Origin of the sequence: Elongatibacter sediminis (assembly GCF_037892215.1) — a bacterium.
Lineage (GTDB): Bacteria > Pseudomonadota > Gammaproteobacteria > Xanthomonadales > SZUA-36 > Elongatibacter > Elongatibacter sediminis.
On sequence record NZ_JAZHOG010000015.1, the window covers coordinates 43856 to 67504 of the forward strand.

Here is a 23649-nt window from a genome sequence, read left to right on the forward strand (position 1 = left end):
AGTATACGCTCGGAAATATAGAGCAATTGCTCTATTTTACCCAAAGCGCATCCGCGCGGGAGTAACGCCATGATCGAAATGAAGAGTCCCTTTCTTCGCAGGCAGTGGCACTGGAGCCTGCTGTTGATGAGTTCGCTGTTCCTGAACCCCACGTTCGCGCAGGTCTCGCAGCTCGAGGAAATCATCGTCACGGCGCAAAAGCGGGAGCAGTCGATCCAGGACGTGCCGGTCGCCATTACCGCTTTCGGCTCGGATTTCATCGAAGATCATGGTGTCCTGGATGTGCAGGATCTCTACCTCTATACGCCGGGATACACGGCGCCTCCGAACTACGACTTCATCGGCTTGTCGAGCATCCGCGGCATCCGCTCCAACGACTTCGGCTACGGCGGCGACCCAGCTTTCGGTATTTTCGTCGACGGCGTCTACCAGGGGCGTACCGGCGCATCGATGAGCAGCATCTTCGACGTTCAGCGAGTGGAGGTGATCAAAGGACCGCAGGCCACCCTGTTCGGGCGCTCGGCGACGTCAGGCGCGATCAGCATCACGAACAACAGGCCGGTGGAAGGATTTGACGCCAGCCTCGAACTGGGCCTGGGTGAGCGCGACCGTCAGCGGGTTCTGGCCACCCTGAATGGCGAACTGTCGCCGGAATTCTTCATTCGCGGATCTTTTCTCAGCCACGAGATCGATGGCTATCTGAACAATGAGGCCGGCGGAGAAGACCTGAAGTTCCGCGACATCGAGGCTTTTCGACTCGCGGCCCGCTACGCCGGCGAGCAACTCGACGCGACCTTGACCTACAATCACGAAGAGCGTCGCGGCAGCGGCAACGACCGGCACCAGGGAGCCACCGCCCGGTTCGAGTCGGACCTGATGGGCGACGAGTCCTTTATCGAAAACGAACACGACACCGTGGTTCTCGACGTCACGTTTTCGCCGACGGAGATCCTCGAATTCCAGTCCATTACCGCGTATCGCGATTCCACCTGGGACTACGCGGAAGACTTCGATGCGCTGGCCATCGCCCTCACGGCGTCACCGTTCCTGCAGGGACAGACCTCCGAACTGTTCAGCCAGGAGTTCCGCATCAGTGGACAGCGCGAGTCGCTGCGGTGGTTCGTCGGCGCGAGCTGGTTTTCGGATGACGTCACGGGCTACATCGACGAGCAAGTGGACCAGGGCTTCGCGTTCACCGGGGTGCGGGAAGGGTTCAGCGGCCAACCTTTCTACGAACTGGGTCTGTATGACGGCACATCGGAAGGCTGGAGCGTCTATGGCGAAGTGTCTTTCGATGTCACGAGCAAACTGGAACTGATTCTCGGCGGACGCTACTCCTACGACGAGAAAGAGCTGGAGATCTTCCTGCAGAATCCGGCGACCGACCCGAGAAACACCACGGCCAGCTTCCCCTGCGCCTGTTACCTGTGGGGCCTGTATACATCCGTTCCGGTTGTCAGCCAGGGCGATTGGGATGATTTCAGCCTGCGGGCGTCCGCCAGCTATCGGTTCAATGACGATGTGCTCGGATTCTTCACCTACTCCCAGGGCTTCAAACCCGGCGGCATCGATTCTTTCGGTTTCGATACCGATGACCCGTCGTTTCGCCGCTTCTTCGGCTTCGACGGTGTTCCGGCCGGTGCGCGCCCGAAAGTCTACGACCCCGAGGACATCGACAATTTCGAGGTCGGCATCAAGTCGATGTGGTTCGATAACCGCCTGCGCCTGAACCTGAGCGCCTACCTGTTCTACTACGATGGCCTGCAGGTGGCTGTGAATACATCGGGCGCGGCTTTCGGCATCGAAAATGTCGGCAAGGTCAGGGGCGATGGCCTTGAAATTGACTTGACCTATCTGTTGGGCGAACACTGGGAATTCGCGGCCGCGGGCGGGGTGTCCAACACCGAAGTGACCAAACTCCGGGCCGACGTCACGCGAATCGCCGAAGGTGACCGGCTGGTGTACAACCCGAAGCTGAACGGCGTCATCAGTTCCACCTACCGGCAGGCTTTGTCGTTCGGCGGGCAGGGCTCCGTCCGGCTGGAATACGTTTATCAGGACGACATGATGGGAACCAACAGTCTCGAACTGGATGACTACGGGGTCTTCAACCTTCGCGCCGGTTATGTCAGCCGCAGCGGCAAGTGGGGCCTGAGCGCCTACCTGAAAAACGTGACTGACGAGGTGTATTTCACCAACGGCACGGGTGCGCGACCGTTCACGGCGGTCGTCGACCTGGTTTCGGGCCTGGGCGAGCCACGCACGTTCGGGATTGATTTCACCTGGCGCCTGTAGCCGGATCCGGGTCATGGGGTCACAACGTCTTCGGGTCGACTGCCAGGCCGGCACCGCAGAGGGGCTGGCCGACGTCGGGGACGGCGTTGCGGGCTTTTTCGGCATGCCGTTTACCGAGCCTGCCGGCGGGGAGCGACGTTTTCAGCCCCCGTTGAGCCCGGTTTCCTGGCCCGGCACCCTGGACGCCACCGATTTCGGCCCGTCGGCGGCACACCTGTACGACCGCCATGAAGGAACCCTGGAAGACTTCGGTGAAACGGATGACGACCCGGAGCGGATCTTCGTCGGTGGCGAGGGCAGCCTGACACTCAACATCTGGACGCCGGGCTGCGACGCACGGCGACGGCCAACGGTGATCTTCATCCACGGCGGCGCCAACTGGGTGGGCAGCAGCCGGCTGCCCCTGTACCACGGAGACCGACTCGCCCGGAGATGTGATGTTGTATTCGTTTCCTTCAATTACCGCCTGGGCATGCTGGGTTTCATGGAATTCGGCGCATTCGGCGGCCCGGACTATCGGGGCTCGCACGCCAACGGGCTGCGTGACCAGCTGGCCGCGATTCTGTGGGTCAGGGAGAACATCGCCGCATTCGGAGGTGATCCGGAACGCATCACGCTGATGGGCGAATCCGCCGGCAGCATCGACATCACCTGGCTCATGGCCTCGGGCGCGCTCAGCGGCCTGACGCGCCGGGTCATTCTCATGAGCGGAATCGGCGGCAACCGGATGCGCCACGACTACAGCATTGCCGGAGGCGAGGCGGCCGCGGACCGGTTTCTCGAAGCGGCCGATATCCAGGACATGCCGTCCCTGCTGAGTCTCGATACCCGGGAACTGATGGAGCGGCACCGCCGCGCATTTTCGAAACTCCACGTGTTCGAACAATCGATGTTCACGCCCCGGGTGGACGGTGACTTCATCGCCCAATGCCCCATCGCGGCCGCCCATTCCGGAGCCTTCGCGGAATTCGAAATCCTGCTCGGCTACACCTCCTTCGAGATGGGGCTCTACCTTCTCTACGACCCTGACCTGGCGGCCAAGCCGTATGAACAGCAGTTGCACGGCCTGAACATCGATCCGGAACATCAACGGCAAGTGATCGATGTGTATGACCGGGTCTATGGCGACGATCCACAGGGCATCCGGGGGATGCGATTGCTGTCCGACATCTGGTACGTCATGCCGTCCCTGGTCATGGCGGAAGCCTTGAGCCAATTCTCAGAGTCGGTCTGGGTTTACGAATTCGCTTGGCAGAACAGTGCATCCCCCCTGGGGGCGGCGCATGCGACCGACTTGTGTTTCTGGTTCGACAAGCTGGAAACCGAGCAAGCGAAAGTATTGCTGGGGTCCACGGGACGAGGGCCGGAACGGCAGCGCAGGAACCTGCTGGCACAGGCCATGCAGAATGCCATCGGGCGATTCGCACACGGTGAGCAACCCCAAAGTCCACTGCTGGCCGGCGAGTGGCGGCCCTATTCCCGAGCAGCCCGAAACGTACTCGTTATCGACGAGCGTTCGCGCCTGATCTGCGACCCTAGAAAAGAAACCCGCGAGTGGTGGAGCGAAAACCAATGCCTCATCTGGGACTGAAATTCCGACTGTGCGACACGGCAGCCGCACCAGCCGGGACGACCAGCAGGAGGAACCGTTGAATCCCGAATCGCCCTCACTCGACGTGTTCTGGCACGACGACATTCTCCTGCACGATACCGGCGAAGGGGTGTTCGAAGATGCTCCTTCGCCACTGATGTACGCGCAGGAACCCCATCCCGAGAACGCCACGCGCCTGCTCAACGTCAAAGCGATCCTGGAGCGCGGGCCATTGCGATCCCGGATTCGCTGGAACACGGCGGCTCCGGCTTCCGAAGACCAGATTCACCGGTTCCATACCCGCACCTACACGGATTGCGTCAGAGAAGCCGACACACGCGGTCCGCTGCGGCTGGACGGCGCGGGCACCGTGGCCGGACCGGGAACCTGGCGAGCGGCCATGCGGGCCGCCGGACTGAGTATCGCCGCGACGGACAGCGTGCTGTCGGGCGAGAGCCGCGCCGCGTATGCCCTGGTCAGACCGCCGGGGCATCACGCACAACCGGGGCAGGCGGACGGAAGCTGCATTTTCAACAATGTAGGTATCGCGGCACACCACGCACTGGATCGTGGCGTGAAGCGCATCGCCATCGTGGACTGGGATCAGCACCACGGTAATGGCACCCAGGAAGGTTTTTATGATGACGATCGCGTGCTGACCGTCTCGATTCACATGCCCCACGGGTGCTGGGGCGAGAATCATCCGCAGCGCGGGACCGTGGACGAAGTCGGCGAGGGCGCCGGCATCGGATACAACCTGAACCTGCCTGTTGCGTACGGTGCGGGAGACGCCTGTTACGACGAAGTGATGAGGCTCGCGGTTCGGCCGGTTATCGACGAGTTCGCACCGGAGCTGATTCTGGTGGCTTGCGGCCAGGATGCGAATCAGTTCGACCCCAACGGCCGCAGCCTGCTGACCATGCGGGGCTTCCGGGAACTTGGACGCCAGGTCAGGGCCTGGGCGGCCGCGCACGCGAGTAACCGGCTGGTATTGTTTCAGGAGGGTGGATACGCGGTGACGTACACCGCGTTCTGCGCTCACGCCACCCTTGAGGGCGTTCTGGGCGTGGACAGCGGGTTGCGCGACCCCGCCGCCTATTATGACCAGTCCGGCGCCGGGACCAGCATCAATCCCGGTGAAATACTGAAAACGTGGCGTGAGTGCATCGAGAACTCACGCAGAAACCCGGGACCCACAAATCCATAACGCGCCTGTTCAGCCACCGGAACAAATAAGGCTGGATTCAGTTCAGGATCAGGCGGCTGATTTGGCGACCGCTTGCATCTCTAATCCGGGCACTCGGGCACGGTCATTGCGCCAGGCTACAGAAGCCGCAGCGGCGACTCCAGGCTGAAATCATTCGAAGGACAGAACTGGTTGAGACTGGAAATTGAAGACAGCGGCCCCGGTTTTCCCGCCGAGATCCTCGAACGTCCGTTCGAGCCCCGCGTCAGTCGCAAATCCGGCGGCAGCGGACTCGGGCTCGCCATCTGCCGCAGAATCGTCACCGAACACGATGGAAGAATCACCCTGGCCAACGAAGGTCCGTACGCTGAACCTGCGTCACCCCGGCCTTGAGCCGGGGTCCATGGTTTTTGGGCCGGTGGATCCCGGATCAAGTCCGGGATGACGGTAATGGGATCAAGTCCGGGATGACGGTTTTGGGATCAAGTCCGGGATGACGGTTTTGGGATCAGGTCCGGGATGACGGTCTTGGGATCAGGTCGGGGATGACGGTCTTGGGATCAGGTCCGGGATGACGGTTTTGGAATCAGGTCCGGGATGACGGTTTTGGGATCAGGTCCGGGAGGGCGGTTTTGGGATCAGGTCCGGGATGAGGGGAGTTCGGGTGTTGGCTGCTGCTGTTGCGTCAGGTTTCGCTGTCGAACAGGCGGGCGTTACCGAACTGCAAGGTAGACCATGTGGCCCGGGCCGGGGCGTACAAGGCCATGCCCAGAATCATTGCGGCGACGAACAGCAACGGCTTGAAGCTCCACAGTCCCAGAGCCGAAATCGCCGGACCGGGGCAAAAACCGACCAGACCCCAACCGATACCGAACACGGCGGAACCCGCGATCAAGCGCGTATCGATGCCGCTCCATCCGCCGCGCCGAATCAATGCATGTGCGGGCCGGCCCCGGTCCTGCCACCACCAGGCAACAGCCGTGACACCGACCGCTCCGGCCATGACGAATGCGAGGCTGGGGTCCCAGGCTCCGGCGAAATCGAGAAAGGCCAGCACTTTCGCCGGATCGAGCATCTGGCTCAGCGCCAGACCGATGCCGAAAAGGGTGCCGCTCAGCAAAGCCAGTAGATTCTGTTTCATTTTCAGGCTCCCGCCACGTGACGGCTGAGGTAAACGACGATGGCCGCCGTAACCATGAAGATGATGGTGGCGACAATCGAGCGCGCCGAACCCCGTGAAATTCCGCACACACCATGGCCGCTGGTGCAGCCGCCACCCAATCGGGTGCCAAAACCCACGAGCACGCCACCGATCACCAATACGGTGCTGTCGGCATCGATCCGGATCTGCGAGGTGTCCCCACCCAACAACTGGAACAACACCGTGCCCAGCACCAGCCCGGCGACGAACATCCAGCGCCAGCCCTGCTTTCTTTCCGTCGGCTCGAGAAGACCGGCGGCGATTCCGGAGACGCCGGCAATGCGCTGCTGCGACAACAACAGGATGGCCGTTGCAATACCAATCAGGCTGCCTCCGGCCAGTGCGCTCCAGGGTGTAAACTCGATCATGTCCTCGTACTCCTTCTCACCGTCTGCCTAGAGCTTCCAGCCGAGGCTGACGGAAGCACCCACCTGGTACATCCGCAGGGTGATTTCCTGCCCGGGCCCCAGTGGGTTGTTTCCAGTCACACTTTTGGATGGCGCATAGAAAACCATGCCGGAAAGCTCCAGCCGTTCGAATCGGTGCGTAAACCCACCGGTGAAGTGCCATTCGGGAACACCGGGAGCAAGGATGTTGAACAGCACTTCGCTGTCCGGAATCGGCTGCTCCCCGTAGCTGACGCCCGCGCGCCATGCATGGCGTTCGTTCGGATCCCATTGCCACCCCAACTTCAACGTGGTCACGTCGTCCCAGCCGAAGCCCGCGCCGTCGTCGTCACCCAGCCTGGCCAGTTGCAGATGGGGGAGCATCGGATTGCCGACGGCGTCGATCTCGGAATAGGCAACATGCTGGATATCCAGCAGGAGGTGCTGATTCGGGGTGAACTTCCAGGCCAACCCGGCATTGATCATCGGCGGGATGTCGAAATCACCCTGTTCGGCGAACAGGCCGCGGTAACGGTTGAATGCCTGCATGTAGATTTTCGACCGGTAGCTGATCCCGCCGCGCACACCGGCGCCGAGAGCGCCCTGCCAGCCGATCTGCAGGCCAAAACCCCAGCTCTTGTCGAAACCCCGGTCCGAAAGATTTTGCGGGTCCGAGGAGAAAGGGGCGAACGAGCCGACGTTTTCGATCTCGAAGCGTTGCCAGGCGATGATCGGTGAAACACCCAGGGCCTGATCCTCGGCAAACCGGAACGTCCAGGTTGGCGCGATGAATACCTGCGCCAGGTCGACGCCCGTGTCGCCATCCGCGCAGGGGGGGCAGAAGGTACTCTTCGGATAATCGGTGCGCATCCCGCCGTTGGCGAAAATCGTCAGCCCAACGGTGTGGCGTTCGCTGATCTGCCGGTTGTAGCCAAAATCCGGGATGATGAAGTGTTCTGCATTGCTGGTGACCTTGCCCGGCTCCAGAAAGAACGTACCGGGCGGCGGTGCCGTCATGCCGCCTTCGACCGCATATTCGCGGCGTGGCGAGAACCATTCCGCGCCGACATCCACGCGATCGCCGACAAAAGCCATACCGGCCGGATTGGCCGCAGCGGCCAGGCTGTCCTGAGACCAGGCTGTCCCGGCCCCCGCCATGCCCATGCTGATGGTGCCCCAACCGTGGCTGAAGTACCCGTTGGTGGCGGCAGCGTCGAAGGAGACGAGCATACCCACAACCAAGCCGACTGCGTAAATGCGGTTCAAGTTGTTGCTCCTGCGAAATTTCGGATGGGCCATCGGATGGGCCAGACGTACTTGCACACGCCTAATTTAGTGGCGACAGGCGCAACACCGAAGGAATATCTCGTGATATGCACATAAGCGATTCGAATAAGAATGACCAGGCGAGGCGCCGCCGCGCTCCTGGCTTCAGGCTTTGGGGCTGTAATCCGAACAGGCTCGGGCCGGTCTCCTCAACCAGCCCCAAAAGATTGCTGGTAACGTCCGAAAGGGTCAGCCTGATCAGGCTGATCGTTGCGGCACCCTGGTGGGCGCCATGCACGGGAGGCGGTGCCGGTCCGGAGGTACGTCAGGGCTAGCCGTCGAGCGCTTCCAGCACGGCGGTGTCGCGACCGTAGATATCGTCAATGAAACGCACGTGATTGCCGGTGCCCGGCACCACGGTCAGGTAAAGCAGGTGCACTGGCACTCTGGCCGGCACTTCGACGCGGGTTTCCTTGCCGGAAGCCACGGCTTTTTCGATGCGCGCGCGATCCCAGCCCGGGCTGCCGTTGAGTATCCACGCGGTCAGGCCGAGCGCATCCTCGACCCGGATACAGCCCGATGAGAAGTCACGCCGGACCCTGGAAAACAAACCACGGGTTGGCGTGTCGTGCAGGTACACCGCGTGCGAATTGGGAAACATGATCTTGACCTGGCCCAGCGCATTCAACGGACCCGGCGCCTGGCGGAGGCGAAAAGGAAATGTCTGCGCGGTGACCGTGGCCCAGTCAATCGAGCCCGGGTCCACCTTGCGCCCCTGGGCGTCCACGATCTCGAAGCCGAGCCGATCCACCGCTCCGGGGTCCTGCCTGAAGGTGGGCAACTTGTCCTGCACCGTGAGGCGGCGCGGTGTCTCCCACCACGGGTTGAGAACAAGATAGCTGATCTCACCCGAGAAAATCGGCGTGCGGCGGTACTGTCTGCCCACGATCACCTTGTGCTCCCGCTCAACGGCACCCGCGGCCCGGGCCTCGAGCCGGAAGTCGGCAATGTTGACACGAATGTGCTTCTGCCCGAGATCTTCGGGCAGCCAGCGCCAGCGCTCCAGGTTGACGCGCAACTGGGCGACCCGATCCGCGGCGGTCTGGTTCAGATCACTCAGCGTCATGGCGCCGACGATGCCATCCGGCTCGAGGTTCGCGCTCAACTGGAACGTCTTGACCGCGGCTTCCAGGGTTGCGTCGAACGGATCCGTGGATTCGGCCAGTGACGGATCCAGCAACCCGCCGCGCGCCAGGCGCGAGCGCAGCTGCTGCACGCGCGGACCCGCGTCCCCGGCGCGCAGCACGGGTCCGTCGTCGATCGCGGGCCAGCCACCCCGCGCCGCATGGCCCCGGAACTGAACCAAGGCCTCCTTCAAGGCGCGGTAGAACGGCTGGCTGGGCGCCAGGCCCAGGAGCGATTCACGCACGTTGTCTTCGGCCAACGCCTGCTCGAGCCGCGCGGCAAAATCCATGTCCAACCGCCGTGCGGTCCAGTCCGGCTCGAGCGTCACCGGGTCCGTCCGGCCGCCGCGCAGGTGTGCAGCGAGGCTGAGCCATGCGTCGGTGGCCGCCAATTCGGTATCCAGGCTGCAGCCCTTCGACCGCGCCAACGCCGAACGGTGATACACGTCCGAATTCAGGCCGTGTGCATCGCTGGCTTTTATGGCGTCCGAGAGGTCGGCCAGCCGCTCCAGGCAGGCCGGGCCCTGCCAGGCGGCCACGAAGGCGCGAGCTCCGTAGAAAGATCGGACTGCCGCCAGGTCGGTCAAGGCCGGGCTCGCGGACGGGTCCGCGGCCATGGACTCCAGCCGCGCCTTCAGCTCGTCCGGGGAGGTGTCGGATCGCGCATCGCCCAGGGCAATCGCCGCGAGCACCGCCAGTACCTGAACGATGCCGCGCCGGCCAGGCATCAGGGGGAAAGACCGGGCTTCACCCGCTCGGGGCCGACACGGGCCACGTTGTTCGCGCGACAGCCAATGAAGGGTGACGAGGACAACCAGTCGGAATCCGGGTAGTAAGCGAACAACAACTGCCCTTCGGCCAGCGTGTCGATCACCTCCCCGGCGACCTCTTCGCGAACCGCGGGGCACCCCTGGCTACGCCCGAGCCGACCCTGCCGCAGCGCCAGATCGGGATCAACGTACCACGCGCCGTGCATGACGATGTAGCGTTCGCGCGCCCGATCGTTGATACCGGATTCGAGGCCATCCAGCCGCAGGGAATAACCGTTACCGCCGTGATAGGTTTCGGCCGTGAGGAACAGGCCGAGGCTGGACTGGTGGCTGCCTTCGGTGTTGGAAAAGTCGACCGCCCGGTTGCCGCCGCTGCCGCTGCCGTGCGCAACGTGCTCAGCGTACAGAAGCTGCGGCTCGGAAGAGAGATCGAACACCCACAGCCGCGGCTCGGTCGAAGGCCGCGAGTAATCGATCACAGCCAGCCGCGCCGAGGACGGGGCCACGCCACTGATGGCCGCGCACTCACGCGCTTCGAGCGCCAGAGCCAGCACCCGTGGCGATACATCCGGCGCCTCGGCGGTGAGTTGCCGGAGCAGGCTGTCCGCCAGCGCCGGAAGGCTCACCGGCACGAGCACGACGAGGCCGAGGAATGCGAACAGGCGGGAGGACAGGGAGATCATCGGATCCAGCCTAACCCAGTCTGTGGGTTTCGGGAAGCACGGACGGCCGCCGGCGCAGTCCGGCCGAACCGGACGGCACCCCTCGGGTCGGCGTGTCAGCAACGGGTCGAGGCGCCGTGGCAACCGTGCTTCGACCGGTCGCGAGGAAGGTCCGGACGGCTAGGCAGCCCCGGATGATTGGAGTAGCATGTTGCGCCGACGCAACACACCCTGGGAGCTGCCTTGACGGCCCAAGCACACATCCTGGTCGTAGACGACGAACCGGACATTCGCGAACTGGTCTCCGAGATTCTCGCGGACGAGGGATACCGGGTCAGTACGGCCGACAACGGCGAAAACGCGCGAACCGTCTTCGGGCAGAATACGCCCGATCTCGTTCTGCTGGACATCTGGATGCCGGATGTCGACGGCATCACCCTGCTCAAGGAATGGTCCACCGGCGGGCTGGACTGCCCGGTGATCGTGATGTCCGGGCACGGTACCGTGGAGACCGCGGTGGAGGCCACCCGGCTGGGCGCGCACGATTTCGTGCAGAAGCCCATTTCACTGGCACGCCTGCTGGCGGTGGTATCGCAGGCGCTGGCGGCCAACCGGCCGGCCGGAGACAACGGCCAGAAGGCGCGCGCGACCCAGGCCATCGAGCCGATCGGCAGCAGCGCGGCCATGCAGTTGCTGCGCACCAAAGCCGAGCAGGCGGCGCAGCACGACTCACCGGTGCTGATTTCCGGTGAGCCGGGCAGCGGACGCGAGAACCTCGCCCGTTTCATTCACGCCCGCAGCGGGCGTTCCGGTGACTTCGTTTCCGCGGATTCTTTCGAACTCGAGAGCGATTGCGTGCGGGCTTATCTGCTGGGTCGCGACGGCAACGGCGAGGCCCAGTCCGGCCTGTTCGACCTGGCCGCCGGCGGCACCCTGTTTCTGGGCGATATCCAGGATCTGCCGACCGACGCGCAGCGCATCATCACCCAGGTGCTCGAAGCCGGCGCCTTTGTCCGTGAGGGTAGTTCGGGCAAGCGCGAACTGGCCTGCCGGGTCATCGCGTCCGGCAGCGCCAACCTGTTGGAAATGGCCAAGCGCGACAGCGGCCTGGAACAACTCTACTACCGGGTCAATGTATTGCCGCTGGAAGTGCCGCCACTGCGCAACCGGGCCGACGACGTGCCCGACCTGGTGCGGTTTTTCGCCGACTGGTTTCCCAACCACGAAGGCCTGCCCTACCGCAATTTCTCGGTGGCGGCGCAGAACCGGCTGCGAAATCACGGCTGGCCGGGCAATATCCGCGAGCTGCGCAACCTGGTGCAGCGCTTGCTGATCCTGGGCGGGGAAGGCGATGTTTCAGTGGCCGAGGTGGAAGACGCCCTGCGCCACAACCTGGCCGAACCCGCCGTGGCCGAGCGTTTGCAGGCGGATATATTCGAGCTGCCGTTGCGCGAGGCGCGCGAGCAATTCGAACGCGAGTACCTCTCGCACCAGTTGCGCAAGGCGGGTGGCAGCGTGGGCAAACTGGCCGAGGCGGTCGAGATGGAACGCACGCATCTCTACCGCAAGCTGCGCGCCCTGGGCATTGATCCCAAGTCGGTCGTTGCCGGAGGCGGCAAATGAAAATCGTCGTACTGGGGGCGGGACAGGTCGGCTCCACCGTCGCCCACAGTCTGTCCAACGAAGAAAACGACATCACCATCGTCGACACGGATTCCAACCGGCTCAAGGAATTGCAGGACCGCCTGGACATTCGCGGCGTGCTCGGCTTCGCCTCCTACCCCAAGACCCTGATCCGTGCCGGCATCGAGGACGCGGACATTGTCATCGCGCTGACCAACAGCGACGAAGTGAACATGACCGCCTGCCAGGTGGCCTACACCCTGTTCAACACGCCCACCCGCATCGCCCGCATCCGCTCTGCGGAGTACATGGAACAACCGGATCTGTTCACCCGTGAACACTGCCCGGTGGACGTTCTCATCAGCCCGGAAACCCTGGTCGTCCAGTACATCTCGCGCCTGATCGAATACCCGGGTGCACTGCAGGTGCTGGATTTCGCCGACGGCCGCGCGCAACTGGTCGCCACCCAGGCCTATGCCGGCGGCCCGTTGGTGGGCCAACGGCTGCACCAGCTTCGGCAGCACATGCCGACCGGCGCCGACGCCCGGGTCGCGGCCATCTACCGCCAGGACAAGACCATCATTCCCGACGGCCGCACTGTCATCGAAGAGAACGACACCATTTTCTTCCTGGCGGCGCGCAAGCACATTCGCACGGTGATGAAGGAACTGCGACCGCTCGAGCGATCGGTACGCCGCATCGTGCTGGCCGGCGGTGGCAACATCGGCAGCAACCTGGCCCGCAAGCTGGAACACCTGCACCACGTGAAGGTCATCGAGCGCAATCGCGACATTGCTGAAACCATCGCCGAAGATCTGGAAAAAGCCATCGTGCTGGTGGGCGATTGCGCCGACGAGGAACTGCTGCGCGAAGAGGCCATCGACACCGCGGACGTGTACTGCGTGCTGACCAATGACGACGAGGCCAATATCCTGTCTTCGATGCTGGCCAAGCGCATGGGCGCGCGCAAGGTGATTGCGCTGATCAACCGGCCGTCGTACGTGGATCTGGTCGAATCCGGCTCCATCGACATCGCGGTGTCGCCGCAACAGGTGACCATTGGCGCGCTGCTCACCCACATCCGCCGGGGCAACATGGTGCGGGTCCACTCCCTGCGCCGGGGCGCGGCCGAGGCCATCGAGGCCATCGCGCTGGGCGACAAACGTTCCTCGCGCGTCGTCGGTCGCGCGGTCGAAGATATCGACCTGCCGGAAGGAACCACCATTCCGGCCATCGTGCGCGGCGAAGACGTGATCATCGCCCACCACGACACGGTCATACAGCAGGAGGACCACGTGCTGCTGTTCGTGCCCGACAAACGCCAGATCGCCGCCATCGAGCGGTTGTTCCAGGTCAGCGCCACGTTTATATGACAGGCCCCGGAATGGGATTTGCCAACGTCCAGCGAGTCATCGGTTTTCTCATCGCGGCATCCAGCCTGATGATGCTGCCGCCCGTGCTGGTGTCCTGGTGGTACCACGACGGCACCGCCAACCTGTTTCTGATCTGCGCCGCCATCCTGCTGCTGGCCGGCACCCTGATCTACCTGCCGGTGCGCGGCGCCCGCCGCGAACTGCGCCTGCGCGACGGTTTTCTGATTGTCGTGTCCAGTTGGCTGGCCCTGGTGCTGGTCGGCGCGCTGCCCTTCGTGCTGCTGATCACGCCGCAGATCGGCTACGTCGACGCGGTATTCGAATCCATGTCGGGCCTGACCACCACCGGTGCCACCATCCTGTCCAATATCGAATCGCTGCCGCACGCGGTGCTGTACTACCGCCAGCAGCTGCAATGGCTGGGCGGCATGGGCATCATCGTACTGGCGGTCGCCATTCTGCCCATTCTGCGCATCGGCGGCATGCAGTTGTTCCGGGCCGAAATGCCGGGCCCGCAGAAGGAAACCAAGCTGACACCGCGGATCGCCGAAACGGCCAAGGCGTTGTGGATGATTTACGTCGGCATCACCACCGCCTGCATCATGGCGTTCTGGCTCGGCGGCATGAGCCTGTTCGACGCGGTCGGTCAGGCATTCAGCACGGTTGCCATCGGTGGCTTCTCCACCCACGATGCCAGCCTGGCCTACTGGGACAGTCCGACGATTGAAGTCATCGCGATGACCTTCATGGTGATTGCCGGCGTCAATTTCGGATTGCATTTCACCGCCTGGCGTCGCGCCACGATGCAGTACTACTTTCAGGATCCGGAACTCAAGGCCTACACCCTACTGCTCTTCCTGTTCGTTTTGCTGGTCAGCCTGGCATTGTTTTTCAGTGGCACCTATCCCGATTTCCCGTCGGCATTGCGTCACGGCAGTTTCCAGGTGGTCTCGGTGATGACCACGACCGGTTTCACCACGGCGCCGTTCTTCGAATGGCCCGGTTTTCTGCCCACTTTCCTGATCTTCATCGCCTTTATCGGCGGCTGCGCCGGCAGTACCGCCGGCGGCATGAAAGTCATCCGCATCGTGCTGTTGTACCGGCAGGCGGTACGGGAAATCCGCCGTCTGATCCACCCGCACGCGGTGATTCCGGTGCGCATCGGCGGGCAGAAGGCTTCACCCACGGTGATGGACGCGGTGTGGGGATTCTTCTTCCTGTTCATCGCCAGCTTCGCGGTGGTGACCCTGGCACTGACGGCGACCGGCATCGACGCGGTCACCGCATACTCCGCCGCCGGGGCCTGCATCACCAACCTGGGCCCGGCGCTCGGAGGAGCGGGGCTCAATTACGCCGACCTGAACAACACCGCCAAACTGATCCTGAGCCTGACCATGCTGCTGGGCCGCCTGGAGGTCTACACCCTGCTGGTGCTGATGACCCCGGCATTCTGGCGTGACTAGACTTTCCAACGTCCCGGAACCGCTGCAATGAACATCGATACCCTGGAAAAAATGATCGCGGACGGCAAGGACGGCGCCATGCTGCGATTGACCCTGGCGCGACTGCTGGCGGCCGACCAGAGGCTGGACGAAGCGGCAGCCCACCTGCAGCAGGCGGTGGAACTGGAGGCCGACTACACGGCCGCATGGAAGGAACTCGGCCGGGTGCACGCCGAACGCGGTGACGACGCGGCGGCTGAAAGCGCCTGGCTGCGAGGCACCGAGGTCGCACAGGCCAACGGCGACAAGCAGGCCGAACGCGAAATGGGCGTGTTTTTGAAACGGTTGCGGCGGCGCCGGGAGTCCTGAGCGTTCCGAGCGCGTGCCATCGGTTAGCGCGACTGACGGCACCCGGACGCCCGTCGACGGCTGCTCAGCGAAATCCGCCCGCACCTTCGGGCGCATTCAGTCGTAAAACGAGGGCTGCCCCTCCGGGCGGCTGCGAAACCGCTTGTAACTCCACAGGTACTGCGCCGGATCGACGGCGATGCACTGCTCGACGCCGCGGTTTACGGCCGCCAGCGCCTGGTCCAGGTCGGACGAATAAATCTCCTCGTCGGGTTCGATGACGTGGATGCGATAACGCCCGCCGGGACGGCGCTCACAGGCCGTGAAAATGGCCCGCGCCCCGGTTTTCTGGAGCAGGCGCGGGGCCAGTACGCCGGTGAGCGCGGGAACGCCGAAGAACGGCGCGAAACGGCCCTGGCCGGCCGACGGTTCCTGATCCGGCAACACCCCGGCGCCCTTGCCGGCGCGCACATGTGTATACAGACGCCTCAAGCCGGACGGGTCGGCCGCCAGCAGCAGCGCACCGCCGCGCCGTCGGCGCTCGAGCAGGGCGCGGGCGAGGCCTTCATGCGTGGGTTTCTTGTACAGGATGGCGATGTGCGAAAACTGCTGCAGATACATTCCGAGATATTCCCAGGCGCCAAAGTGTGGCGCGAGCACGACCAACCCCCGATCGCCGTTCAGACCTTCGCGAAGTTGCTCCTCGCCGACCACTTCCTCGCACAATTGCTCCAGCCGACGCACCGGCCAATACCAGTTGCGACCGGTTTCCAGCACCGTGCACACGTAGTGCCGGAAACTGTCGTCGACATAGCGGCGCAGAGTGGCGGGATCCATATCCGGATAACAGCGGCGCAGATTGGTCTCGGCCACGGCGCGCTTGCCCGGCGAGGCGGCCTGCCAGGGCCGCCGCAACACGCGGGCCAGCCACGACGGACCGGCCGCCGGCAACAGGCTGAGCAGCCACAGCAGAGCGCGCGCCAGCCGGATCATCAACGACTGATCCGCCAGCAGGAAGTAAAATACGCGGTGTGAACCGTCATCTCCGGAGGCTGCATGATCGCATTGGTGCAAAGGGTAGCTGAAGCCGCCGTGCATGTTAACGGCGAAGTGGTCGGCCGCGCCGGCCGCGGCACGCTGGCGCTGATCGGCGTGGAGCGTGGCGACGGCGCCGCGCAGGTCGACCGGCTGCTGCAGCGCCTGCTGGCCTGGCGCATGTTCCCCGACGATTCCGGCCGCATGAACCTGAACCTCGCGCAGGCCGGGGGAGATCTGCTGCTGGTGCCGCAATTCACCCTGGCGGCGGACACGGACAGCGGCAACCGGCCCAGCTTCACACCGGCCGCGCCGCCGGACGAGGGACGCCACTGGTTCGGAGAATTCGTGTCGGCCGCCCGGCAGGCGCACCCGCGGGTGGAATGCGGGGTTTTCGGGGCCGACATGCAGGTGCAGCTGGTGAACGACGGGCCGGTGACTTTCTGGCTTCAGGTACGCGCTGAATCCTGAACGCCGTTGTCGCCGGCGTCGTGCTGTTTGAGTTTTCGGGTCAGGGTGTTGCGACCCAGTCCCAGCAATTCAGCGGCCTTGATGCGCTGCCCGCCGGTACGCTCGAGCGCGCAGTCGATCAGCACCCGCTCCATTTCGGCCTGGGCCCGGCCGACGAGATTGCCGGCGCCGGCATGCAGTTCCGCGCGAGCCCAGTTGCGCAGCGCGTCGGCCCAGCGGTCCCCGGCCTCACCAGTCGGGGGCAAGTCGTGAATCTCCGGCGGCAGGTCCTGCGGAAAAATCTGCTCGGCCGGCGCCATCACGCTGAGCTGGCGGCAGACATTCTGCAACTGACGCACATTGCCCGGCCAGTCGTAGCGCGCCAACGCACGCCCGGTATCCGGCCGCAGCTGCTTTTCCTCCAAACCCAGCTCCTCCGCGGCCTCGTGCAGAAAGCGCCGTGCCAACAGGCCAATGTCCTCACGCCGGTCGCGCAAGGGTGGCAGGGCGACGTGAATGACGTTGAGCCGGTGGTAAAGGTCCTCGCGAAAACTGCCGTCCGCGACCTTGGCTTCGAGATCCTGGTGGGTGGCGGCGATCACACGGGCATTCGCGCTCAGCAGATCGCGGCCGCCGACGCGATAGTACTCACCCTCGGCCAGCACGCGCAGCAGCCGGGTCTGAAGGCCCAGCGGCATATCGCCAATTTCGTCCAGGAACAGGGTGCCACCGGCGGCTTCCTCGAAGCGTCCTTCACGCCGTGCGTGGGCACCTGTGAACGCACCGCGCTCGTGACCGAACAACTCCGATTCGAGCAACTCCGACGGAATGGCGGCCGTATTCAAGGCGATGAACGGGTGCCGGGCGCGCGGGCTGTGCTCGTGCAGCACCCGCGCGACGACTTCCTTGCCGGTACCGGTTTCGCCGGTGATCAACACATTGATGTCGGAGCGATACAAACGGCCGATGGTTCGGAACACCTCCTGCATGGCAGCTGACTCGCCGATGAGTTGGTGACCGCCAGCGGTGCGTTTGCGCGACACGTCCGTCGGCATGGTCCCGACAGGCGCCGGTGCGACCGCGCGCTCGACAACCGATATCACCTGGTCGAGATCGAACGGCTTGGGCAGGTAGTCGAAGACACCTTTCTGGTAGGCGCTCACGGTCTGGTCGAGATCCGAATAGGCGGTCATGGCGACAACCGGAATGTCGGCGCCGGCCGCCTGCAGTGTGTCGATCAGCCCCAGTCCGTCTTCGTCCGGCAGGCGTATATCGGTCAGCATCACCGCGGGGCGCGCATGTTCCAGCGCCCGCCGCACCGAAGCCACGTCTTCGAAGCATTCCACCTGGTAACCACCGCGGCGCAGCGCTCGCTGCAACACGAAACGGATGGTCTCGTCGTCGTCGACGACCCAGATGACGGCGCCCTGGCTCACGCCGGACCCCTTTCTTCACGTCCGTTGCCGTCGCTGGCGGCCGCGCCGCGGTCGAGCGGAAGATGAACACTGAAGCGGCTGCCCCGTTTACCCGCCGCACGGGGTTCGTAGCTGATCATGCCGCCGTGCGAGGCGGCAATCTGTTGCGACAGGGCCAGACCCAGCCCGGTGCCGGCGCGCTTGCCGGTGACCATGGGCAGAAACAGCAGATTGCGCAACGATTCGGGCACACCTTCACCATTGTCCATGACGTCCACCCGCAACAGGCTGGCGGCCGTGGTTTGCAGTAACACGCCCCCGTGCTCGATGCGCGTGCGCAAGAGGATCGACGTGGCGCCGGCCTCCCGTGCATTGCGCAGCAAATTCAGGAACACCTGGCGCACTGCGGCGCCGTCGCCGAGGATGGGTGGGATGCTCGGATCGTAATCCCGCTCGCAGCCCAGATCGCCGCCAAACTCGGCATCCAGCAGGTCGATGGCCTCGTCCAACACCCGGTACAGGTCGAACGGCTCACGCCCGAGGCGGGGCTGGCCAAAACTCTGCAGCAATTCTTCGATGCGGTCGGACTCGCGCATGACCAGGCGGGCGAGTTGAGACATTTCAGGGGATTCCAGTTCGGCCGCCAGCATCTGTGCGGCACCGCGGATCCCGCCGAGGGGATTGCGGATTTCGTGGCCGAGATTGCGGCTGAGCAACTCCAGCAGGCCGGTCTGCAATTCACGTTGCTGCAAGCGGATGCGGCGGTTTTCCCATTCCAGGTCGTGCAATTCGAGCAGGCGCCCGCCGTCGGCGTCCGACTTGATGGTGCAGTCGTATTGCCCGCCGGCCAGGGAAATTTCGTGCAGCCTCAGCACGGCATCCGCGGTGGCCGCCTCGTCCAGCGCATCGCGCAATTCAGGCGGCAGGAAAGCCACCTCCCCGAGCACTCGTCCGAGGGCCCTGTCACGACCGGCAGCCATGCACTGTTCGGCGGCCGCGTTCATGAAGACGACTCTGCCGTCCCGGTCGAGTTGCACAATCGCGCTGTCGATCCGGTCCAGCAGCTCCGCGGGGAGCGGCGTGCCGGGAGCGGATAGCGCGGCGCCTCTCACCACGCGCCGCCGGCCGCGGAACCGCCGGGGTTGATCTGCCTGGAACCCTGCCGGACGTAGAACGTCACCGGTGACGAACTCGTGATGCGGCGGCCGCGGGGGTCGAGCAGATCGGCGCGCACCGTGTGGGCGCCCCGGTCCAGCGTCATGGCGACCATGGTCTGGCGGGTTTCGGGCTGTGGCTCGTCATCCAGGTACAGGCGCACCTGCATGTCGGCCATCAAAGGATTGGCAGTGCTCCAGCCGATCACCACCTGGTTGGCGGTACCCCAGAAGGTTTCTTCCGGCGCCGGCCGGGTAATGGCGAAATCGCGGTACATGCGCCGCAGTTCACGCGGGGTAAGCTCGGAATCACCGGCCCCGGCCGTCTCTTCGGTGGCACCGGGAAGGGGTTCGGCCGGCTCGGTTTCGACCACCGAGAGCTCGGGTAAATCCATGGGCTCACTGCCGTTGACGGGCGGTTTGTCGGTGTAGGTGACGTTACCGTCCGCGTCGACGATCTTGTAGACCTGGGCGTGGGCCGCGCCGGCCAGCAGCACAACCAGGGCGGCAGCCAGTACCGCGGTCAATGATCGGGCGTTCGTGAACATGAGCATTCTCCTCCTTGCAACCAGCGCAGCGACCGCCCCGCGTTCCTGCGGGGCGGTACTTCGGCCGGGGCTGGCGGGAGTGCCCGCGTCATGCGCGCCCCGGGATCAGATCGAGTAATACAGCTCGAACTCGACCGGGTGGGTACTCATCCGGAAACGGGTGACTTCGTCCATCTTCAGGGCGATGTAGCCGTCGATCATGTCATCACTGAAGACACCACCGGCCTTGAGAAATTCCCGATCGGAATCCAGCGCGGCCAGGGCCTGATCCAGTCCGGAACACACCGTGGGGATGGCTTTCGCCTCTTCCGGCGGAAGGTCGTACAGATCCTTGTCCATAGGAGAGCCCGGGTCGAGCTTGTTCTTGATGCCGTCGAGGCCGGCCATCATCATCGCCGCGAAGGTCAGGTAACCGCTGCCCACCGGGTCGCCGAACCGGACTTCGATGCGGCTGGCCTTGGGGTTGCCCACGAACGGAATGCGAATCGACGCCGAACGGTTGCGCGCCGAATAGGCCAGCATGACCGGGGCTTCGAAGCCCGGCACCAGCCGCTTGTAGCTGTTGGTGGAGGCATTGGCGAACGCATTGATCGCCTTGGCGTGCTTGAAGATGCCGCCGATGTAGTGCAGCGCGGTCTCCGACAGTCCGCCGTAGCCGTCACCCATGAACAGGTTGGTTCCGTCCTTGGCCAGCGACTGGTGAACGTGCATGCCCGACCCGTTGTCCCCCACCAGCGGTTTGGGCATGAAGGTCGCGGTCTGGCCGTTGGCGTGGGCCACGTTGTGCACCACGTACTTGAGCATCAGGAGCTCGTCGGCCTTTTGGGTCAGGGTTGCAAAGCGGGTGCCGATCTCGCACTGGCCGGCCGTGCCGACCTCGTGGTGATGCACTTCGACCCGCTGGCCCAGCTTTTCCAGTATGCGGCACATTTCCGAGCGCAGGTTGTGCAACGAATCCACCGGCGGCACGGGGAAGTAACCTCCCTTGACCCCGGGACGATGGCCGATGTTGCCGCCTTCGTACTCGGTTTCGGTGTTCCAGGCGCCTTCCTGCGAATCCACCCGGTAAGAACAGCCGTGAATGTCATTGTCGAAGCGCACATCGTCAAACACGAAGAATTCCGGCTCGGGACCGAACAAGGCGGTGTCCGCGATTCCAGTGGAAGCCAGGTAAGCCTCGGCGCGCTTGGCCAGCGAACGGGGACAGCGGCTGTAGCCTTCCATCGTGTGGGGCTCGAGCACATCACAGCGCACGATCAGGGTTTTGTGAGCGGAGAATGGATCCTGCAGGGCCGAATCCGCGTCGGGCATCAGCACCATGTCGGATTCGTTGATGCCTTTCCAGCCGGAGATGGACGATCCGTCGAACATCTTGCCTTCCTCGAAAAGGTCGTCATCCACGGCGCTGACGGGCAGGCTGACGTGCTGTTCCTTACCGCGCGTGTCGCAGAATCGCAGGTCGACGAATTCGTAATCTTTGTCTTTCAGGGTTTTCAGTAATTTTTCAGCACTCATGGATCGGATCCTCGGAATGTGTCAAAACGGGTTCGGGTAAAGGTCCAGGGATAATATGCATAAGCCGTGCCAACTTAGGGCAAGAGGTGCTTTTTCAGTGCACACGAAGATCCGAACATTTAATGGCTTTTGGCTGCATTTTAGAAGCAATTAGAGGTGAATCTATATGACGCCCCATATGAGTGCCCGATGCCAGAGCCGACTTGCACAAGTTTGGTGCAACCAGCATAGCATAATGCACCAATATAGTGCGCGCAATCCGAATCGGTGCACCAACAGGGGTCAGATCACCAACCAGAGCAGGACGGCACCCAGGCACAGCCGGTAGATGACGAAGGGCACCAGGCCCACCCGGCGCAACAGCGCCAGGAACGCGGCGATGCACACCCAGCCGGCCAGTGCTGCGAAGCCGACGGCCAGCCCAAAGCCCGACCAGTCGATCGGTGCCTGGTGAGCAGCCACCTTGAGCGCGCCGTAAGCACCCGCGGCAGCAATGATGGGAATGGCCAGCAGGAAGGAGAAGCGCGCCGCCGCCTCCGGCCCGAAACCCAGATAGCGGCCAGCGGTAATGGTCACTCCGGAGCGCGAGACGCCCGGCACCAGAGCCAGAGCCTGAGCCAGGCCGATGACCACCGCGGCGCGCCAATCCACGTCGCGCACCTCGCGGCTCGTCGCGCCAACCCGGTCGGCCCACCACAACACACCACCGAATAACAGGGTGGTGACGGCAATGACCCGTACGTCACGCAGATAAAACTCCACCAGGTCATGGGCCAGGGCGCCGGCGGCCAGCGCCGGCACGCTGGCGATCGCCAGCCAACCAACCAGCGCCCGGTTGGCCCGGCCCGCCTCATCGGTCACCGGGCGCAGCACAGCCGCCAGCATCGCCGCCAGTTCGCGCCGGAAGTAAAACAGCACGGCCAGCAAGGTGCCCAGGTGCGTGGCCACGTCGAACACCAGCCCCTGGTCCGGCCAGCCGAACACCCGGCTGCCGAGAATCAGGTGCGCCGAACTGGATACCGGCAGAAATTCGGTCAGCCCCTGAATCAGGGCGAGCACGACGATGTGTAGCAAAGGCATGGCGGTCGGGTTCCGTGCGACGCGATCAACGCGTCGGAAAGAGTCGGTAGTATCGCAGGGCCCGGCGCATCTTCCAGTGCCGGATCCGGTTGCGCGGCTTGGGCCGCAGATGACCCAGGCCGGATTCCACCAGGCGATCGGTGGCCTCGATCACGCGTTCGCTGCTGCGCCCGTCGGTCCAGGGATGGGTCTCCCGGGCATGTTCGGCGACCGCCCGCATCACCTCGGGCGGCCGCTGCAGCGCACGCGCCAGCGCAGGCCCCACCGCGGACGGTTCGCGTACGTCGATCATGTACGGACGGGGCGACAGGTTGCGATACGTCACCACCGGTTTCTGCAGCAGCGCGAACTCCGAAATGATCGACGAGGTATCGCACAGCATCACGTCGGCATCCAGCAACAATTGTAAGGTGTCGTGGCCGTCCACCACCCGCAGGCGATCGCCGGAAAGCGCCCGGTAACGATCGGTCACCGCAGCCGGCATTTTGGGATGAAACTGGATCCGCCACTGCCAGTCGCGCTCAGCGACCAGCCGGGCCACCGTATCGAACAGGCGCGGGGCCGCCGCCAGCCGGGGCGAGAAGGTGGACGCGAAATAGATGACCGGCCCCGCGGAGGCATTACGCCGCAAACTGCCGTCGAACAACGGATCCAGCTTGGGCCAGCCGCATTCAGCCACTTCGAAATAACCGGCCTCGTCCGCCATCTGCCGCCAACGGGTCGTGGTATTGGGGCCATGAGTGATGTAGAGGTCGAACAGGCCGCGCTCGATAAAGGAATAAATCACACCGTCCTTTTTGCGGCGTTTTTCCGAGATCAATCCGTGGGTCACCATGACCTTGATCCCCGGGATGAAGCCGGGCACGAAATTCCCCGGCACCATCACGGCGCACGGCGACCAGGCGATCGCTTCACGTACGTGGTCGAACACCCGCTCGCCAGCCTCGAAACCACCACGGTCGAAGGCGTCCCCCACGGGCAGCCAGGCGACCTCATCTCCGCGGGAGCGCAGTACGTTCTGGATCGGCCGCAAAATACCGTAACAGTAATTCTGTTCGACGTAGAACAGGTATCGACGCGGCATCCGATCAGTCAAGTTCCCTGCCCCGGACTAGTTTCGCTCTA

The 23649-nt window shown here is 63.9% G+C and carries 21 protein-coding genes; 9 read left to right on the forward strand and 12 right to left on the reverse strand.

Features of this window, described 5'->3' with window-relative positions; translation table 11 throughout:
* The first annotated feature begins 69 nt into the window (after positions 1-69).
* The 4 genes from V3330_RS18160 (at position 70) to V3330_RS18175 (ending at position 5465) form a co-directional block, all read left to right on the forward strand.
* Positions 70-2295, forward strand: a complete 2226-nt coding sequence (locus V3330_RS18160; RefSeq protein WP_354696871.1) for a TonB-dependent receptor — start codon at positions 70-72, stop codon at positions 2293-2295.
* 13 nt (positions 2296-2308) lie between these two features.
* Positions 2309-3886, forward strand: coding sequence for a carboxylesterase/lipase family protein (locus V3330_RS18165; RefSeq protein WP_354696872.1), 1578 nt, complete (start codon positions 2309-2311; stop codon positions 3884-3886).
* A 10-nt stretch (positions 3887-3896) separates the two neighbouring features.
* A complete protein-coding gene (locus V3330_RS18170; RefSeq protein WP_354696873.1) occupies positions 3897-5093 on the forward strand; it encodes a class II histone deacetylase in 1197 nt (398 codons plus the stop codon).
* Positions 5094-5237: 144 nt separating this feature from the next.
* Positions 5238-5465 carry an ATP-binding protein gene (locus tag V3330_RS18175; protein WP_354696917.1) on the forward strand — a complete coding sequence of 76 codons (228 nt, stop codon included), beginning with the start codon at positions 5238-5240 and terminating at the stop codon, positions 5463-5465.
* A gap of 292 nt (positions 5466-5757) precedes the next feature.
* On the opposite strand, the gene V3330_RS18180 is transcribed toward V3330_RS18175, so the two are convergent.
* The 5 genes from V3330_RS18180 to V3330_RS18200 form a co-directional block, all read right to left on the reverse strand.
* Positions 5758-6213: a DUF6691 family protein gene (locus V3330_RS18180; RefSeq protein ID WP_354696874.1), complete on the reverse strand. Its 456-nt coding sequence runs from the start codon at positions 6211-6213 to the stop codon at positions 5758-5760.
* Between the two features lie 2 nt (positions 6214-6215).
* Positions 6216-6641 carry a YeeE/YedE family protein gene (locus V3330_RS18185; RefSeq protein WP_354696875.1) on the reverse strand — a complete coding sequence of 142 codons (426 nt, stop codon included), beginning with the start codon at positions 6639-6641 and terminating at the stop codon, positions 6216-6218.
* 27 nt (positions 6642-6668) lie between these two features.
* Positions 6669-7925, reverse strand: a complete 1257-nt coding sequence (locus V3330_RS18190; protein WP_354696876.1) for an OmpP1/FadL family transporter — start codon at positions 7923-7925, stop codon at positions 6669-6671.
* A 331-nt stretch (positions 7926-8256) separates the two neighbouring features.
* Positions 8257-9837 carry a L,D-transpeptidase family protein gene (locus V3330_RS18195; RefSeq protein ID WP_354696877.1) on the reverse strand — a complete coding sequence of 527 codons (1581 nt, stop codon included), beginning with the start codon at positions 9835-9837 and terminating at the stop codon, positions 8257-8259.
* Complete coding sequence (locus V3330_RS18200; RefSeq protein ID WP_354696878.1) at positions 9837-10562, reverse strand: murein L,D-transpeptidase catalytic domain family protein; 726 nt, start codon at positions 10560-10562, stop codon at positions 9837-9839. The genes V3330_RS18195 and V3330_RS18200 overlap by 1 nt, the downstream gene beginning before the upstream one ends.
* A 222-nt stretch (positions 10563-10784) precedes the next feature.
* Between V3330_RS18200 and V3330_RS18205 the strand changes: the two genes are divergently transcribed.
* The 4 genes from V3330_RS18205 to V3330_RS18220 are packed head-to-tail and all read left to right on the forward strand — an operon-like array spanning position 10785 to position 15348.
* On the forward strand, positions 10785-12164 hold the full coding sequence (locus V3330_RS18205) for a sigma-54-dependent transcriptional regulator (RefSeq protein ID WP_354696879.1): 1380 nt from the start codon (positions 10785-10787) through the stop codon (positions 12162-12164).
* On the forward strand, positions 12161-13537 hold the full coding sequence (gene trkA / locus V3330_RS18210) for a Trk system potassium transporter TrkA (protein WP_354696880.1): 1377 nt from the start codon (positions 12161-12163) through the stop codon (positions 13535-13537). Before V3330_RS18205 ends, trkA begins: the two co-directional genes overlap by 4 nt.
* A gap of 11 nt (positions 13538-13548) precedes the next feature.
* Positions 13549-15000, forward strand: coding sequence for a TrkH family potassium uptake protein (locus V3330_RS18215; RefSeq protein ID WP_354696881.1), 1452 nt, complete (start codon positions 13549-13551; stop codon positions 14998-15000).
* Positions 15001-15027: 27 nt separating this feature from the next.
* Positions 15028-15348 (forward strand): tetratricopeptide repeat protein, encoded by a 321-nt coding sequence (locus tag V3330_RS18220; RefSeq protein WP_354696882.1) that lies wholly within the window; start codon positions 15028-15030, stop codon positions 15346-15348.
* Positions 15349-15444: 96 nt separating this feature from the next.
* Here V3330_RS18220 and V3330_RS18225 read toward each other — a convergent pair whose 3' ends face one another.
* Positions 15445-16320, reverse strand: a complete 876-nt coding sequence (locus V3330_RS18225) for a lysophospholipid acyltransferase family protein (RefSeq protein ID WP_354696883.1) — start codon at positions 16318-16320, stop codon at positions 15445-15447.
* Positions 16321-16383: 63 nt separating this feature from the next.
* Here V3330_RS18225 and dtd point away from each other — a divergent pair, with 63 nt between their 5' ends.
* Positions 16384-16833 (forward strand): D-aminoacyl-tRNA deacylase, encoded by a 450-nt coding sequence (gene dtd, locus V3330_RS18230; RefSeq protein WP_354696884.1) that lies wholly within the window; start codon positions 16384-16386, stop codon positions 16831-16833.
* Here the strand turns inward: dtd and ntrC are convergent.
* The 6 genes from ntrC to V3330_RS18260 form a co-directional block, all read right to left on the reverse strand.
* Positions 16812-18248: a nitrogen regulation protein NR(I) gene (gene ntrC / locus V3330_RS18235; protein WP_354696885.1), complete on the reverse strand. Its 1437-nt coding sequence runs from the start codon at positions 18246-18248 to the stop codon at positions 16812-16814. The two genes, dtd and ntrC, sit on opposite strands and share 22 nt — an antisense overlap.
* On the reverse strand, positions 18245-19339 hold the full coding sequence (locus V3330_RS18240; protein WP_354696886.1) for a two-component system sensor histidine kinase NtrB: 1095 nt from the start codon (positions 19337-19339) through the stop codon (positions 18245-18247). The genes ntrC and V3330_RS18240 overlap by 4 nt, the downstream gene beginning before the upstream one ends.
* Complete coding sequence (locus V3330_RS18245; protein WP_354696887.1) at positions 19336-19929, reverse strand: DUF4124 domain-containing protein; 594 nt, start codon at positions 19927-19929, stop codon at positions 19336-19338. The genes V3330_RS18240 and V3330_RS18245 overlap by 4 nt, the downstream gene beginning before the upstream one ends.
* 105 nt (positions 19930-20034) lie before the next feature.
* Positions 20035-21444, reverse strand: a complete 1410-nt coding sequence (gene glnA / locus V3330_RS18250) for a glutamate--ammonia ligase (RefSeq protein WP_354696888.1) — start codon at positions 21442-21444, stop codon at positions 20035-20037.
* Positions 21445-21726: 282 nt separating this feature from the next.
* Positions 21727-22524 carry an undecaprenyl-diphosphate phosphatase gene (locus tag V3330_RS18255; RefSeq protein ID WP_354696889.1) on the reverse strand — a complete coding sequence of 266 codons (798 nt, stop codon included), beginning with the start codon at positions 22522-22524 and terminating at the stop codon, positions 21727-21729.
* Positions 22525-22549: 25 nt separating this feature from the next.
* The gene (locus V3330_RS18260) at positions 22550-23608 is read right to left on the reverse strand and encodes a UDP-N-acetylglucosamine 2-epimerase (protein ID WP_354696890.1); all 1059 of its coding nucleotides are present in this window, start codon (positions 23606-23608) and stop codon (positions 22550-22552) included.
* Positions 23609-23649 lie beyond the last annotated feature (41 nt).

Coding starts and splice junctions, on each gene's coding strand:
- V3330_RS18160 (WP_354696871.1), top strand. CDS start 70: ATGATCGAAATGAAGAGTCCCTTTCTTCGCAGGCAGTGGCACTGGAGC.
- V3330_RS18165 (WP_354696872.1), top strand. CDS start 2,309: ATGGGGTCACAACGTCTTCGGGTCGACTGCCAGGCCGGCACCGCAGAG.
- V3330_RS18180 (WP_354696874.1), bottom strand. CDS start 6,213: ATGAAACAGAATCTACTGGCTTTGCTGAGCGGCACCCTTTTCGGCATC.
- V3330_RS18185 (WP_354696875.1), bottom strand. CDS start 6,641: ATGATCGAGTTTACACCCTGGAGCGCACTGGCCGGAGGCAGCCTGATT.
- V3330_RS18195 (WP_354696877.1), bottom strand. CDS start 9,837: ATGCCTGGCCGGCGCGGCATCGTTCAGGTACTGGCGGTGCTCGCGGCG.
- V3330_RS18200 (WP_354696878.1), bottom strand. CDS start 10,562: ATGATCTCCCTGTCCTCCCGCCTGTTCGCATTCCTCGGCCTCGTCGTG.
- trkA (WP_354696880.1), top strand. CDS start 12,161: ATGAAAATCGTCGTACTGGGGGCGGGACAGGTCGGCTCCACCGTCGCC.
- V3330_RS18215 (WP_354696881.1), top strand. CDS start 13,549: ATGGGATTTGCCAACGTCCAGCGAGTCATCGGTTTTCTCATCGCGGCA.
- V3330_RS18220 (WP_354696882.1), top strand. CDS start 15,028: ATGAACATCGATACCCTGGAAAAAATGATCGCGGACGGCAAGGACGGC.
- V3330_RS18225 (WP_354696883.1), bottom strand. CDS start 16,320: ATGATCCGGCTGGCGCGCGCTCTGCTGTGGCTGCTCAGCCTGTTGCCG.
- dtd (WP_354696884.1), top strand. CDS start 16,384: ATGATCGCATTGGTGCAAAGGGTAGCTGAAGCCGCCGTGCATGTTAAC.
- V3330_RS18245 (WP_354696887.1), bottom strand. CDS start 19,929: ATGTTCACGAACGCCCGATCATTGACCGCGGTACTGGCTGCCGCCCTG.
- glnA (WP_354696888.1), bottom strand. CDS start 21,444: ATGAGTGCTGAAAAATTACTGAAAACCCTGAAAGACAAAGATTACGAA.
- V3330_RS18255 (WP_354696889.1), bottom strand. CDS start 22,524: ATGCCTTTGCTACACATCGTCGTGCTCGCCCTGATTCAGGGGCTGACC.
- V3330_RS18260 (WP_354696890.1), bottom strand. CDS start 23,608: ATGCCGCGTCGATACCTGTTCTACGTCGAACAGAATTACTGTTACGGT.